This is a genomic window from Sphingomonas faeni (genome assembly GCF_024273235.1).
Lineage (GTDB): Bacteria > Pseudomonadota > Alphaproteobacteria > Sphingomonadales > Sphingomonadaceae > Sphingomonas > Sphingomonas faeni_A.
Genome location: NZ_JANBVH010000012.1, coordinates 16,345 through 32,035 on the forward strand (window position 1 = coordinate 16,345; position 15,691 = coordinate 32,035).

Annotated in this window: 9 protein-coding genes; 7 read left to right on the forward strand and 2 right to left on the reverse strand. The window is 62.6% G+C overall.

Annotated elements, in window-relative coordinates:
• Positions 1 to 7: 7 nt before the first annotated feature.
• From rfbB to NLI89_RS08465, 7 genes are all read left to right on the forward strand, one after another.
• A complete protein-coding gene (rfbB, locus tag NLI89_RS08435; protein WP_254686631.1) occupies positions 8 to 1,060 on the forward strand; it encodes a dTDP-glucose 4,6-dehydratase in 1,053 nt (350 codons plus the stop codon).
• A 39-nt stretch (positions 1,061 to 1,099) separates the two neighbouring features.
• Complete coding sequence (gene rfbD / locus NLI89_RS08440; protein WP_254686632.1) at positions 1,100 to 2,035, forward strand: dTDP-4-dehydrorhamnose reductase; 936 nt, start codon at positions 1,100 to 1,102, stop codon at positions 2,033 to 2,035.
• Positions 2,032 to 2,898: a glucose-1-phosphate thymidylyltransferase RfbA gene (gene rfbA, locus NLI89_RS08445; RefSeq protein ID WP_254686633.1), complete on the forward strand. Its 867-nt coding sequence runs from the start codon at positions 2,032 to 2,034 to the stop codon at positions 2,896 to 2,898. The genes rfbD and rfbA overlap by 4 nt, the downstream gene beginning before the upstream one ends.
• Before the next feature lie 396 nt (positions 2,899 to 3,294).
• Complete coding sequence (gene tnpA / locus NLI89_RS08450) at positions 3,295 to 3,717, forward strand: IS66-like element accessory protein TnpA (protein ID WP_254686634.1); 423 nt, start codon at positions 3,295 to 3,297, stop codon at positions 3,715 to 3,717.
• Complete coding sequence (tnpB, locus tag NLI89_RS08455) at positions 3,714 to 4,070, forward strand: IS66 family insertion sequence element accessory protein TnpB (RefSeq protein WP_254686635.1); 357 nt, start codon at positions 3,714 to 3,716, stop codon at positions 4,068 to 4,070. Before tnpA ends, tnpB begins: the two co-directional genes overlap by 4 nt.
• 177 nt (positions 4,071 to 4,247) lie before the next feature.
• Positions 4,248 to 5,762 (forward strand): IS66 family transposase, encoded by a 1,515-nt coding sequence (tnpC, locus tag NLI89_RS08460; RefSeq protein ID WP_439144497.1) that lies wholly within the window; start codon positions 4,248 to 4,250, stop codon positions 5,760 to 5,762.
• Positions 5,732 to 6,553, forward strand: a complete 822-nt coding sequence (locus NLI89_RS08465) for a tyrosine-type recombinase/integrase (protein WP_254686637.1) — start codon at positions 5,732 to 5,734, stop codon at positions 6,551 to 6,553. The genes tnpC and NLI89_RS08465 overlap by 31 nt, the downstream gene beginning before the upstream one ends.
• Positions 6,554 to 6,918: 365 nt before the next feature.
• Here the strand turns inward: NLI89_RS08465 and NLI89_RS08470 are convergent, their stop codons facing one another.
• Both NLI89_RS08470 and NLI89_RS08475 read right to left on the reverse strand, forming a co-directional pair.
• The gene (locus NLI89_RS08470; protein ID WP_254686638.1) at positions 6,919 to 7,809 is read right to left on the reverse strand and encodes a 3'-5' exonuclease; all 891 of its coding nucleotides are present in this window, start codon (positions 7,807 to 7,809) and stop codon (positions 6,919 to 6,921) included.
• Between the two features lie 31 nt (positions 7,810 to 7,840).
• Entirely contained in the window at positions 7,841 to 15,427 is a 7,587-nt protein-coding gene (locus tag NLI89_RS08475; RefSeq protein ID WP_254686639.1) for a CHC2 zinc finger domain-containing protein, read from the reverse strand.
• Between the last annotated feature and the right edge of the window lie 264 nt (positions 15,428 to 15,691).

Below are 15,691 nucleotides of genomic sequence, written 5' to 3' on the forward strand. Positions count from 1 at the left end.
TAGATCCATGCGTATTTTCGTTACCGGCGGGGCCGGCTTCATCGGCTCGGCCCTCGTTCGTCACCTGATCGAGAACACCGAGCACGAAGTGCTTAACTTCGATAAGCTGACTTATGCCGGCACGCTCACCACGGTCGAGCGCGTCGCCGACAGCAACCGCTACCGCTTCGTTCAGGGCGACATCTGCGACGCCGACGCCGTCAAGGCCGCGATCGCCGAGTTCAAGCCCGAGATCATCACCCATCTCGCCGCCGAGAGCCACGTCGATCGCTCGATCGATGGTCCCGGCGCCTTTATCCAGACCAACATGGTCGGCACCTACACGATGCTGGCCGAGGCGCGTGCCTATTGGCTCGGTCTGGACGACAACGCGAAGGCGGCATTCCGCTTTCACCACATCTCGACCGACGAGGTCTATGGCTCGCTCGGCGACACCGGGCTGTTCACCGAGGACACGCCGTACGATCCGCGCTCGCCGTATTCGGCGTCGAAAGCCGGCTCGGATCATCTCGTCTCGGCATGGGGCCATACCTTCGGCCTGCCGGTGCTGATCACCAACTGCTCGAACAATTACGGGCCGTATCATTTCCCTGAAAAGCTGATTCCGCTGATGATCGCCAAGGCGCTCGATGGCGGTGACCTGCCGGTTTACGGCAAGGGCGACCAGGTCCGCGACTGGCTGTTCGTCGAGGATCACGTCCGCGCGCTCCATGCCGTATTCGAAAAGGGCGAGCCCGGCAGAACCTACAATGTCGGCGGGAACAACGAGAAGCAGAACCTCGAGGTCGTGAAGACGCTGTGCGCGATCCTCGACCGACTGCGTCCGCGCGGCGATGGCAAGTCCTATGCCGAGCAGATCACGTACGTCGCCGACCGTCCCGGCCACGACAAGCGCTATGCGATTGACGCGAGCCGGATCAAGAACGAGCTCGGCTGGGAGCCGGCCGAGACGTTCGAAACGGGTATCGAGAAGACGATCGCCTGGTATCTCGACAACGAGTCTTGGTGGCGGCCGCTGGTGGCAGCCAAGGCGTCCGAGCGTCGCGGTGCGAGCGTCTGACGTGTCCTCGTGTATGACTGTCTACAGGGAGAATCGGCGATGACGACATCTGTCCGCACCGTCCTCGTCACCGGGGCCAACGGCCAGCTCGGCACCGAGCTGCAGCGTTGCGCCTGGCCCGAGGGCTGGACGGTCGTCGCGGTCGATCAGGATACGCTCGATCTGCGGGATACGGCCGCGATCGCCGCCAGAGTTGCTGCCGGTCCCGATGGGGCCGGGGCGCGCTGGTCCGCGGTCATAAACGGGGCTGCCTATACCGCGGTCGACAAGGCCGAGACCGATGTCGTCACCGCATGGGCGGTCAATGCGATGGCACCCGCCGCGTTCGGTGAGGCTTGCGCGAAGGCGGCAATCCCGCTCGTCCAAGTGTCGACCGACTATGTCTTTGCTGGCGACAAGACGGGAGCCTGGGAGATCGATGACCCGGTCGCGCCGCTCGGCGTCTATGGCGCGTCCAAGCTCGGGGGCGAGCTGGCGGTCCGGACCAGCGGTGCGCGCCATGCGATCGTCCGCACCGCATGGGTGGTCAGCGCGCACGGGGCCAATTTTATCAAGACCATGCTACGCGTCGGTGAGGCCCGTGACAGCCTGACCGTCGTTGCCGACCAGCGCGGCAGCCCAACGGGCGCGGCGGACCTGGCACATGCGTTGATGACGATGACGGTGCGACTGGTCGAGGACGAGAGCGCACCCACCGGCACTTTCCACTTCTCCAACGCCGGCGACATCAGCTGGGCCGACTTCGCGACGGAGATTTTCCGCCAGTCAGCGCTGCGTGGTGGGCCAAGCTGTGCGGTCGTTCCGATCCCGAGCAGCGACTACCCGACACCTGCGGCACGCCCCGGCAACTCGCTGCTCAGCCACGTCGCGATCACGGCCGCGTACGGCATTGCACCGCGGCCCTGGCAGGCGGCACTAAGCGATATTCTCGACGAACTGATCGGCCCGACGGCCAGCAAGGAACACAGCATATGAAGGGCATCATTCTCGCAGGCGGCTCGGGCACGCGCCTCCATCCGGCTACGCTTGCGGTCAACAAGCAGCTGTTGCCGGTCTACGACAAGCCGATGATCTATTATCCGTTGTCGGTGCTGATGCTGGCCGGCATCCGCGATATCCTGATCATCTCGTCACCCGAGTTCATCGACAATTACCGCCGCCTGTTCGGCGATGGGTCGGCGCTCGGCCTATCGATCGTCTATGCCGAGCAGCCTAAGCCCGAGGGCCTCGCCCAAGCGTTTACGATTGGTGCGGACTTCATCGGTGACGACAATGTCGCGCTGGTGCTTGGCGACAACATCTTCTTCGGCGCACATCTAACCGAGCTGCTGGCCAGCGCGGTTGCACGCAAGGGCGGCGCGACGGTGTTCTCCTACCGCGTCGAGGATCCCGAGCGCTATGGCGTGGTTGAGTTCGGCGAAGGCGGCAAGGCGATCAGCCTTGAGGAAAAGCCCGAAAGTCCCAAGTCGAACCACGCGGTCACCGGTCTGTACTTTTACGACAACCGTGTCGTCCAGTTCGCCCGTGACCTGAAGCCGTCCCCCCGCGGTGAACTTGAAATCACCGATCTGAACCGTCTCTACATGGAAGCGGGCGACCTGTTCGTCGAACAGATGGGCCGTGGCTACGCCTGGCTTGATACGGGTACGCACGACTCCTTGCTCGAAGCCAGCGAGTTCGTCCGCACGCTTCAGCACCGGCAAGGTATCCAAATCGCGTGCCTCGAGGAGATCGCTTACGAGATGGGCTTCATTACCGCCGACCAAGCGCGGGAGGCCGGTGAGCGCTTCAAGAAGACCGCCTATGGCCGGGCGATCCTGACCGCTGTGAATGGCTAACAGCCAGCCGATGTAATCAGGCTTGGTCAGTAGGGCATGACCTGCTGTGTTCTTGTGGGACGCAGCAGGTCATGCCCGAATAAGCCAGCGCTGCACCGGCTGCTCGGTCGATAGCTGTCATGATCGTTAAATGTATGTTGGCACTACCGGCATTCGGGAGCCAGCGACTGAAAATAGCTCACGTCGCTATGCATTCTACGCATGAACCGCATCGATGGGCCGCGCAGCCAGCAGTGCGGTGTGTATTGCGTCTGGTCGTCCAAATATTTGTCAAAAGTAATGCTCTTCAAACGCAAGACACAGAAACATCGTAAGCGCTGTTCTGCGGGCACCTTGTTGAGGGCTGCGTAAGCGCGGACGGATCGGCCTTTCTGAAAAGCAGGGAGGCCTACAGCCATGACGATGTCATGTGACGATGCTGGCACTAAGCCGGTCCGGTTCGAGGTGTTTACGGGAGCGGGCCGGCGTCGCGAGTGGGCAGACGAGACCCGGGCTCGGATTTTGGCGGAGAGCTACGCGGGGCTGGAAAGCGTCAGCGCGGTGGCCCGACGCCACGGGCTATGTCCATCGCAACTGTTCACGTGGCGGCGGGAGGCGCGGAAAGCCATTGAGGCGGCAGCGCCGGTGTTCGTGCCTGCGGTCATCGAGCCGGCTTCGGTCACCGCTGTTCCAGAGCGATCGGTCCGACGGCGTTCCCGACAGGCGCGTGCCGATGGCATGGTTGAGTTGGAGATCGATGGTGTGGCGGTGAAGATCGGGCGCGGTGCGGATGCCAGCGTCATCGCCGCGGTGATCGATGCCTTGAAGGTGTCGCGTTGATCGGTCCTGGCAGCGACGCGCGGGTCATGGTGGCGACCGCGCCGGTGGACTTTCGCAAAGGTGCGGACTCGCTCGCGGCGTTGGTGAAGGCTCAGTACGGCGCCGACCCGTTCTCGGGCGTGGTCTATGTCTTCCGTGCGAAGAAGGCGGACCGGGTCAAACTGGTCTGGTGGGACGGCACGGGTCTGTGCCTAATGGCGAAACGGCTCGAGCAGGGCGGCTTTCGTTGGCCAGGTATCCGGGACGGCGTGATCCGGCTGACGGCCGCGCAGATGGCGGTGCTGCTCGAGGGTTCAGACTGGCGCCGGGTCCATGGCGGTCGCAAGCCGGTGGCGCCGCAACTGCCCGGTTGACGCCGCGCGAGCGGCCTGATTCACTGCTCCGCGATGCTGCTTGAGGCTGACCTTCCATCTGATCCGCACGCTCTGCGCGCCATGCTCGTTGCGACCATGGCGCAGTTGCGATCGCACGATGAAGAACTCGCCTCGCTGCGTGCCACCAACGAGCAGAAGCAGGCGGAAATTGCCGTCCTGCAGGCGGTCGAGGCGGAGGCTCAGGCAGAGATCGTACGGCTCAGCGCCGTCAACGACCATGCCGAGGCAGAACTGGCCCGGCTGCACGACATCATCTCCGCGCTGCGTCGGCACCGCTTCGGTGCACGCTCCGAGAAGCTCGACGACGAGCAGTTGGAGATGGCGTTCGAGGATACCGAAACGGCACTTGGCGTGGTCGCCGCCAGTCTCGATGCCGTTGCGGCCACCCCGCGCGAGCCGCGCCGGCGCAAGACCAACCGCGGGCGCCTTCCCGCTCATCTGCAACGGGTCGAGCAGGTCGTCGACATCGAGAACAAGGCATGCGGCTGCTGCGGTGGTGCTCTGCACGTCATCGGCGATGACGTCTCCGAGCGGCTCGACGTGGTGCCCACAACCTTTCGTGTCCTCGTCACCCGCCGCCCGCGCTATGGTTGCCGTGAATGTGAGGCGGCGCCCGTGCAGGCACCGGCACCTGCGCATATCATCGACGGTGGCCTGCCCAGCGAGGCGCTCGTCGCTCAGGTGCTGGTGTCCAAATACGCCGACCACCTGCCCCTATACCGGCAGGCGCAGATCTACGCCCGGCAGGGCGTCGAACTCGACCGTTCGACGCTGGCCGACTGGACCGGGCGCGCGGCGTGGTGGCTGCGACCGCTGCGCGACCATCTGCTCGACACGCTCAAGCGCTCGGACAAACTGTTCGCCGACGAAACCGTGGCGCCAGTGCTCGACCCGGGACGAGGCCGCACCAAGCGCGGTCAGCTATGGGCCTATGCGCGCGACGACCGACCATGGGGCGGCAGCGACCCGCCCGCGGTCGCCTACCGTTACGCGCCCGACCGAAAGGCCGAGCAGCCTATCGAACATCTCGCCGGCTTCCGCGGCGTGCTGCAGGTCGACGGCTATGCCGCATACGGCAAGCTCGCGCGCATCGGCGACGTGCAGCTCGCCTTCTGCTGGGCACACGTGCGTCGTCGCTTCTTCGAGCAGGCAGCGAGCGGGACGTCGCCGGTCGCAACCGACGTTCTCGCGCGCATCGCGCAGCTCTATGCCGTTGAGGCCGACATCCGTGGTCAGTCGGCCGAGGCACGCCGGGCCGTCCGGCAGGAACGCAGCCGGGTCATCATCGACGACCTTCACCGCGTGCTTGAGATGCGGCTCGGTCAGATCAGCCGCAAGGGTGGCCTCGCCGAAGCCATCCGCTATGCACTGAGCCACTGGGACGGCCTCTGCCAGTTCCTCGACGACGGACGCGTCGAACTGGATTCCAACACCGTCGAGCGCAGCATCCGGCCGCTGACGCTCAACCGCAAGAACGCGCTTTTTGCAGGCTCCGACGACGGCGGAGACAACTGGGCGGTTATCGCCTCGCTTATCGAAACCGCCAAATTGAACCGCGTCGACCCACAGGCCTGGCTCGCCGACACCCTGAAGCGTCTCGCCAACGGCCACCGTATCAATGCCATCGGCGACCTTATGCCATGGGCCTACGCCGCCCGCGTGGTAAGTTAACAGCGCTTACTCTCAAGCAGCATGTCAGTCAGATTTACCGCTTCGCGATTCCGCAGGGCTGGGCTGACAGGGATCCGGCCGAGCATCTGAGCGACCTGCTCAAGCCCAAGCCTCGCACCCGGCATATGGCCAGGGTTGGTATAGACGAGCTGCCGCTGCTCGTTCGCGCGATTGACCGCTATGATGGTGATGAGACGCCGAAAAGGCGCGCGGTCACCCGCGGGGCATTGTTGTTCACGCTGCTCACCTGGGCGCGAACGAACGAAACGCGGCTGGCGACATGGGATGAGTTCGCGGGGCTGGGTACCACTGACCCGATCTGGCGGGTGCCTCCTGCGCGCATGAAGATGCAACGCGAGCATATTGTGCCGCTTGCACCGGCCGTCGTGGCGCTGCTGGCCGAACTGCGGAGGCTGAGTGCAGGGACCTATGTCTTTGCCGGCGACAAGCTTGGGAAACCCATCTCCCAGAATACCATGATCTACGGTTGCTACCGGATGGGCTATCGCGGGCGTCAGACCGTCCACGGATTTCGCGGGATCGCGTCGACATGGGCCAATGAGGCCGAATGCTACCGCCCCGACTGGATCGAGATGGCGCTCGCGCATGCGGAACGCGACGATGTGAGGGGGGCTTACAACAGTGCGCTCTACCTATCCCCGCGTAGGCGGATGCTTCAGTCCTGGGCGGACATCGTCATAGGGATGATCGACGCCGTGCCGGACCAAGACGCTGCTCCGATCTCGGCGAAAATCGCTGCCGAAGCGTGCTCGTGGCATGAGCGTATTTGAATGTGGACCGTCCGCATTTCGGCAAAACTGGTGGAAAGCGGCCTGTCCGCTTTCAGGCAACCCACCGCGGTAAGCTGCCGTTCGTTCAGCAGAGGGGGGCAGGGGCCACGGCCGCCCGTCGAATGGTGGATAACGGCACGGCCGCTTTGGAGCGCCAAGCCAGCGTAAGCAGACGTTCGTTCACGTAGCGCGATGACCTCATGGTCTTCATGGCCCGCACCTGTTTGCCCAAGGCCGCGTGGGCTCGCGGTGCTGGCGAGGTCATCCTGCGATTCGTAGAGCTGACCGTGCCGGTCATTTGGCCTATAGGTGTCGTACCACTTCCTGCGGGGGCAGCCACATTGCCGGCACCACCGGCCTGAGGTTCACCTGTTCCTTGCCGAATATCTTTGGAAGGCGGTTATCTCGTTCACGGACGGGATCGATCGCGAACCCAGGATCTCCGTCTTGAGGAACGCGATTTCGGTTTCAACTCTGGCTTCGTCGACGTCGATGCGCCACGCGCGCGGGCCAACGGCAGCGTCCGTGTTCCATCGGTAACCGCGCTGTTTGAGAACCTCCTTTGTCTCAAACGGCGCCCCTTCTGCAAAAATTCGCCAGGTCGGCTGACGCGCTACCTCCAGAAGCCTGTCGAGAACCGTTCGACCGCTGACGGGCAATGTCATGGTGGTCAGCGCAATGCCTGCATTGCAGTCGTCGACGGCGCGGTGCGCGTCGAAGAAATATGAAAATCTCGAGAGCAGATCCGACAGTCGACGGCCTTCGATGCCTTCCTCTTTCCACGGTACGTCGCACATCGTGCACGCCCACGGCTTTGCAGCGAACACTGACGAGATCCTTTCCGCGAATGGGCGATCGAAAGCGGCGTTGTGCGCGATTATGATCGCGGCCTGCGCGGCGAACATCTCGATGGCGGAGACATCGAGTTTGTGACCGGCAACGTGGGCGTCCGAGAGTCCGGTTATGGCGGTTATCTCTGAAGGGATGGCTTCCGTTGGTTCGTTGAACTGATGGAGTGGTTCGCGAACGGCGACCACCCTGCCATCCGGCGTATATTCGAATGGCACCATCGCGAACTCGATCGGTTCGTTCAGCACGGGGTTGAGACCTGTGCTCTCGATGTCGAGGAAGATGCCGCACCTGGTTGGAGTGCCGAGGTTCTCCGCAAGCTGCCGAGGCAGATCGAGCCTGCGGAGCACACGGTATTTGCCGCTCGCCTCAAGCTCTCGCACGACGCTTTCAGGATCATCAATCATTTTCAACCCCTAGCACTAGTCCGTCAGCCGTTCAGCCCGCCTCTCGACGTGGGTCGTCCTCCATCGATGCGGGTACCGCGAGGACCGGCCGGTCAGATGTAAGCGCATCTTCTTCGCCTGCGGGCTGCGCCAGCATCCGGGGATCGGGCTGCCAGCGATCGTCGACGTAGATCCAGTCCACGAGGACAGGTAGCGGCGAGAACGGGGGGAATTTGTAACGTTCATCCGCGAACGACGCGGTTCGCTTGACCATCCATGAAGGATCGTCGACGAACTGCTCCAGCAGCAGCAAGGCATTACGGGTAGCATCTATGGCGCCAATGTAGTTCGCCGACGGGGATGTTGCAGGATTTGCCACATTCCCGACGGAACGCCACGAACCCTCAGCCTGCAGGGCGGCTAGAAGGACGTACGCGGCTTCTTCAAAGATCTTCTCGAACCCGTTCACCGCCTTTTTGCGAACTCGGCGATCCTTATGCGGATAGTCGCCCGCAGCCTCACCCCCGCGTCCCCGTTCTGTCGCAAAAATCATCGGCAGATGCGCCACGAGCTTCAATGCCTTGGTCTGGTAGTGCGGAGTCGGTTTCTGCTCGGTCGTTCGAAGCAGGTCCAGATCGGCGATGACGATGGCCGACTCGTTTTTACCTAGTGGTCCGCTATGTTTGCTGCTGCCGAGCTGAAATACGCCGGGAGACTTAGAGCCGTAGGGCGTGCGGATTGCTTCGGTGATCTTCCAGCCGTCCAGGCCGACGAAGGCGCTCTGGCCACATCCATATGGTGGGGACACTGCATTGCAGAATGCCGTTACCAGGCCCGTCGCGAGATACTGGTTTTGCCCGAATATGTGATAATCCGCGGAGCGGGCGGTCATCGCCGGCAGGACGACGAGCGTACGCTGAAGCTTCTTTCCTCGCGCGAGTTTGTCATGTGGATCCCCGACTACCGTCAATGGATTTCGGTACGCGGTCCATCTGGCGAACTCGTAGATGTCGTTGCTGAGATATTCGAATGGCGCCAGACTGCTATTCGGAAGTTGATAGCGGCGCGCGAGTTCGTGATTTTCCTCTATGACGCCAACGAAATTCGCGCTGCTCGCATGTGGAAACATTTCCGAGCAAATGAGCTCGAGCGTAAAAGTGCCGATGTCGAAGGGATCCGTCACATTGTCCAATTGCGGAGACCAGGACATGTTTAGAGGCGGTCTGATCAGTTCGCCGGCCGCCGCGGAAGGATATCGTTTCTGTCGAACGAAATGCGCGGAATCGATCCCTTGCCCGTCCTTGCTCTCCACAGTTCGAAGGCACGACAGGAGGGCGGTATGCGCCTCCCATCGGTCGCGGCCGGCGGGTGCTGTCGCGAGGTCCGCCGTCACGAACGGCACCAGTGCATTTGGCAGATAGTTTCGGTCGAGCTGGGTGCCCGATGGCACCCGAAACGTGCCCGACCAGATTGTAACGGGTAGCGCCATCGCTCGAATGCGCCGCGCCAGCCAGTTGACCGTTTCGGGGCGGACGCTGTATTCCGGAAGTACGATCCCCTCGACCTTAAACTGCTTACAAACCTCGAGAACCTCTTTTAGAATCGCGCGCCGTCTAAACTCGGTCGTCGATACGAACACGCCGCCTTTTTTGATTTTTCCGTTGGCGGCAACGATGCTGCTCGCCGGGGCCAGCAATCCTTCAAGTTTGCCGTCTCCGTCTCCAGGCGAGGAGTACGTCTCCGCAACGTCCCACTGCACGATGGCCAGTCGGCGTGCGGTTAAGCTCTTGTCCTTTCCTCGGGCTGTCCACGACGAGCGTTGAATTCTCCGAAGCGATTCGAGCGGCGGAATTCCGAGGTCGTCCGCGTCTGTCGGTTGCACCGACGCTGGCGTTGGAGCAGGCGTCGATCCTGCTGCGTCCGTTTCCGTATCCGCTCGTGGCTCCCCTCCGATCTCGATCGCTGGCGTTTCGGTGCGCTCCAGGTTTGATGAGGACCCGCGCGGACCGGCATCGAACGGATCCCCTCCCTGAATTGATGTTGGGGAAGTCGCTGCCGTGTTTGGGAACTCGCCATGCTCCCCAAAGACGGCATCGGCGAGCTGCCGCGAGATGAGGTGCATGCCGAGCACCTGATCTTCGCGCCTGCTCACCGAATAGCGGAAGCGCATTCGGCTCCCCACGGAGTGGGCCTCGGTCGCCGTGCCTCGCTCCCCGCGCGAGTGGGCGATGTCGACCTGCCAGTCCGCCAGGCTCTGCGAGCTTCCGTCCGCCAGTCGCATGACCGCTCGATCGGATTGCGACTCGCCGGTGCGGGGGTTCGACCAGGATTCCTCGTTGGTCACGTCGAGACGAGCGCATTCGGTCAGCGTGCGCAGCACGGCGGCGAGATCGCTCGGCTTGTTTCGTCCCAACTCCTGGAATGCGCCCCACGGCCACTCCTCGTCTGTTTCCGGAGTTTCGCACGTGCTGGCGAAAAACCCGATGAGTTCGCAGAGTGCGGTCTCGGCTTGGGCGAGCCTGGTCGCATCCATCGGCCAAAGACGGGGTCTCAGGCGTTCTCGGCTCTGGCGCAAGGGCGCCACCTGAAGGAGGATCGCGACCAGAACCGCCCAGCCCGTCGGCGCGATGCGGTCGCGCAGCGCACCGAGGCCACCTTTGCGTCCGAGCACGATCTGGCTGAATGTCTTGAGCAGCGTGCGCGCCTGGCCATCCAGGCTGAGATCGACATCGCTGCCGTCTGCATCGACGAGGATCACGTCGAGCCCGACGAGATCGCTCAACCATGAAGGCTCGAGCCCACACTGCTCCAACTGCTCGATTGCTTCGCGCGGCAGGCCGCTTGTCAGTTCGAACGCCAGCGCCCGGATATCGGCCACGGCGGCGAGAATACCCACCCCAAGCGAAAGGTTCACGAGCGGAGGAACAGCGCTGCGGGCGACACCGGGGATATGGTCGGCGATTTTGACACTTATGGTTTGCCATGCTGCGGCACTTCTCCGGTATGGAAGCGGCGCGTCGATCGTGCCCGGCCAGAGCTTCACGGCCTCGGGAAGACTTCGCGTCAGTCGGCGGGAGGAGCTGACCATGAGCGCCGCGGGCTGCCCGGGCGTTCCGAGATTGACGTCCGAGTTGATCCTCTCGCTCATGTACATGCCCTCGGCCATCGCCGCGACGAGATAGGCTGCGTGGCTTGCGGGGGATTGGGAGGCGTCGAAATGCTCGAGAAGGCTTAGTGCTCGTTCGACTCGGGTTGGTATTGGTTTCTCGGCAGTGACATCGCCGGCGCCCCATCGATCTGCGCCGGAAAGCTTTGGCAGCACTCGAACCACGATCGCCTCGCGGCGCTGGATGTCGCGGTGAAGTTTTGTAAGTGCGTCGGCATCGATGCCAGGCTCCTCATCTGTCGCCAGATTGGCGCGCTCGCAGACATCGCGGACGGCCCAGCCATATCGCCAGTAGTCGGCGCCGTCGAAGAAGACCTTCTTCGCGCCAAGCGAGGTGCCGGCGCGGACGAACGCGAGGCTATCGACGCTGTCGCGCGATGCGTCCCAGCTGATGAGCTTTATGGCAGTGAGATCCTCAGCTTCCGACGCCATTCTGACGAAGAACGAGAATGCTGTGGGTACAGGTACGCGACCGTCCACGGTCAACAAGGATGCGGCGAACGCCGGAAAGCCCGCGCGGTAGACGGTGGCTATCGCGCCGGGAGTCCATTCTCGTTTCATCAGGAACAGAGGCGCGTAGTCGCCCGGAAGATCTGAGACCCTCAGTCGTATCCCGGGGACGGACTGGGTGCTGGCGTCCGTCCAGTTCGTCCCGACCGGCGCCGCATCTGCCCCTTCGGCGGTGGCCAGAAGCAATCTGTTCTCATCGCACCAAAGCATGATTCCAGAAGTCTCGAGACCTGGCGGCGAGGGCAGTGGCACGGCGTTGGAGGTGTTTGCTATGAGGTGCATCAACCTGGGCCGCCGCGCTGCGACGTCCGCGAAGTTCGCGTAGGTGATGTTGACCAGTGTTGCTGCGGCATCGAGCTCGATGGCCTGCGCCGAATGGGAGACGTGAGAACCGGTGTCTGAGGGTGTCCACACCCGCATGATCAAGCTTGTCAGACTGGCGATCGGGCTGAGCTCCTCGGCGACTGCGGCGTCGTAGGGGATGGGTTCCTCGTCCGCCCCGTGGGATGCGACACGCTGAAGCGCGACGATCGTTCGGTTGAGGTTGGCAAACGCGGCATCTGTCTTGGATTGTCCCTGCAGGATGCTTGGCGGTGCCGCCGGGGCGAACGCAGGATCGAACTTGACGAGTGAAAGGCGCAGTCCCTCCGGAAGTGGTTGCCTACCTTCTCCCGACCAAAAATGCGGGCTGACCCGAGCGAACCCAAACGGCTTGGCCTTGTCTAGCAATCGCTGTGCCGCCAGGCATGCGATGATCGCCGTCTGACATCTGATGTCGAACCGGTTAAGCAGAAGCGCTATCTTCGGACCGCCCAGCACGTGGCTGGCGAGCGGCGTGAAAACGTCGTCGAGAACATTTGCGGACAGCCGCAGGAGAATTGCCGCAACTTGCTCCGACGCTTCCTCGGCCAGTGTGTTCATGTGCGTGGATGATCGTAAGGCCCGATCCAGACCTTCGAGGCAGGCCAGTCCGATATCGAGAGCCTTCTCACTGCCGGCCAAAAGTGCCGTTTGGGGTTCGGCTTGTAGGAGCATGGACCAGAAGGCATCCGCGAGGGATTGCCCGTCGTCAACGTCAGGTCTGTTCGCGGCGAGACACCAAAGACGTCGATAGGCGCTGGCTCGATCGCTGAACCGTATGTCCGGGGCGCTGAGCGCCATGCCTAACCGGACAAGACTTGTGTCGGCGTTCGCGGGATCATCCAGCTCAGGATCGAAGAGTAAACCGAGGGCGGTTTTCCGGTCGATCTCGCCCGCATCCGCAAGGGGGTCCATCGCGTCTGTGTTAGGCAGGTCAGCAAGTGGTCCCGAAAAACCGAAACCGGCTCTGTTGTCAGTCAGCCAGGCCCGCGCCTCAGCGCGGGTCATCGGCGGCGGGGTCACATTCTTACGATTGAGCGTAAGCCCCTTCAGCGCAAGCCACGCCTCTACCTTTCGCCTCAAGGCGTTCGCCGTCTCGAGATCGCGACAGATCAGAACGACGTCGTCCACATACCGCGCATATGCAGCGGCACACCTTGGCGGCGCGTCGTCGCTCGTACTTCCGCGATCGACCCTGGCCAGCTGATCGATCTCAGCTTCCATCATGTCGTCTAGGTCGAACAAGGCAATGTTCGCTAGATAGGCGGAAAGGTCGGGGCCCTGCGGAATGCCGAGCCGCTGGTCATGAATCTTGGACTTGCCCGTTTCGGGATCGAGGTAGCTTAGGCCAAAACTATGATTGAGGAGGAAACCGGTGACGGCTTCGGCACGGCCTGCCGTGCTGTGACCCGCATCTGGCCTTAGCATCGGAGCGAATCCAGGTGTGTCGTCATCTGCCGCGGGAAGAAGATTGAGCGCGTGCTCGAGCGGCCCCACCAATGCGCCCGAGACGACGTCCCGCCTGACGTTGTCGTAGAACCCGGTTATGTCGAGGCGGAGGATCTGCAACTCCTCGTGTTCGAAGCGCTTGATCCTGTCATCGAGGAAATCGACGAATGACCGCCAGCATTCGAAGTAAGGGCGGAAGATGCCCTCGCGTCGAGGCGGACGTTCTCCGTTCACGATGTCCATGTCGATTTGATATGCGAAGCTCAGGGAAGTGCGTTCGCCAGTGGATCCAGTCCGGTAGAGGGCCTTGGCGGCACCACGTTCCGGTGCGTATCGGACAGCCGGGATCATCTCCGCGAATGACTGGCAGTCGAGGCGATCCCTGAGCAACTCGAGCATCACATATTGCTGGAGTAGGGCATCCTCCGCCACGGGGCCGGATTTGAGTCGGTAGCGATCATCTCCCTTGGGGAGTGATCGGGATAGCAACGGCGCCGAAGGCCCATCTCCGATTTCAAGCCTGGCCCGGTGGATGTGGAACAGGGGAGAAGCCGCGACCGTCAGCCGTTCCCACGCGTAGTCGTCGAGCGGATATTCTCGACGCGAAGTCGAGGAACGCCCGAGCGTGAGCGCGGAAAGCAGGTCTGCGCGATCGTCGGTTGGATCCCGATACCTTTTGAGCAGTTCGGCGGATTGGCCTGGCACGATGACGTGCCCACCGTAGCCGCGCACCAGCGCCGAGAATTCGGCTAGGCCGTCACCCGCACTACCCGTGTCCAGCGGGGCGAGGATATTTGACCATACTGCGCCAGGGATGGAGAGCGCGACCGCGCGCGCCTCCGCCGCGATTTTCAGCCGGCCGTACTTTTCCCATTCGATCGCGTGAGGATCAGCGCCCAGGCGGAAGGCCGCAAGAAAGGTCAGCGCCGGAAGCCGTGCGGCGCCAAGGGTTTGAAGAGCCTGCGTTCTATCGAGCCCCTTCAGCCACGAATCCGGATCGATCTTGGCTTCTCCGTCGCCGGCCGGCCAGATCACCTCCAGATCGAACGGGTGGGTTTGACCGAGCAAGGTCAGCAAGCTGATCGCAGCGTCGTACGTCCCACGCCGACCGGCGGCGTCACGATCGAACAGCAGGCGTAGCACGACCTGTCGTCCGGTATCCCGGGCGGACTGGATGACGCCGCTCAGGTTCGCCAGCTGGCCCGATGCGATCCTTGAACCCAGGACACCCGCCGCTAGGAGGCCGAACGATCGCAACCGGAGAACGTCGAATATTCCCTCGACCAGGTAGATCTCGATGGGCCCGGCACAGGCGTCTGTCGCGGTGGATCGGACGTGATGAGCAATGCTGTCGAGCCCGTACAACGTGCTTCGACGCGGAAAATCGTACGAGAATAGGTATTTTGGAACGTCGCCGCCCGTCGCACGGGCGGCGAAGCCTGCGGTCTCGCCGTGAACGTCCGTGATCTTGAAGACCAGACGTCGCCCGCCAAAGAAGCTCTTCAAGCTGGGGCCATAGAGCTCCGGCTCGTTGCCCTTTCTCTCACCCCGGCGAAGAATGCCGGCTTCGACCAGTCGCTCTTCGATTGTCCTGTCAGCCTGAGCCTGTCTGGAAATCTCTCGAAGATCGATCACGGCTGCGTGTGATCGCTTGATGAAGTCAGCGTCGAAACCGCGATCAGCGGCGAAGGCGATGAGGCTTGCATCATCGACAGGCGCGTTCTCAATGAGTTCGGAGACGATCGCCGAGCCGCTGCGGCGATCCACGGGTGCGCGCCGCGATGACGCGATCTCCACCCCTTGGATGCTTGCGAGCCTCTGAACCGCTTCCCAGAAGCCTATCCGCTCGAAATTCTGGACGAGAGAGACGACATCGCCGTGCGCGCTGCAGACGAAGCAATGGTAGTGGTCTCGTTCGCCGGCTGCTGCGCCGCCCTTGTACAGGTTGAGGGATGGATCGCTGTCGTCGTGGAACGGGCAGATCGCACGAAGTGGCTGCCGACCCCTGTTGTCGACCTGGATGCCCAGGGATTTTGCCACGATTTCGATGTCGGCGCGTTGGATGACACGCGCAACCTCGTCATTTCCGCTCTTTGCAGCTCGCGCCAAACTCTGTTCCTCATCCCCGTCGCCACCTCGAAGGGTGCTGCTCAAACCGTCATGACGCAAGGGGAGGGCTGGAACCAGTCGAAACGCGGAAGCCTGCCCAGCTGCCGCTTGATCGCCACTTCGCGATCTGGATGACGATCTTCGGGCGGAAGCTATTCAATTTGAAATATGCGTCCACGTCCATGTAGCGACGCGATAGGTGCAGGCTTGCCGTTTCGGCCGCGTTCGCGTCGAAATTGCGACTGCTCGTTTCCACAATACAGCTCGTCGCCGCGCGCACGGCTGCTTTATCCGAAACCGTTCAGCCGC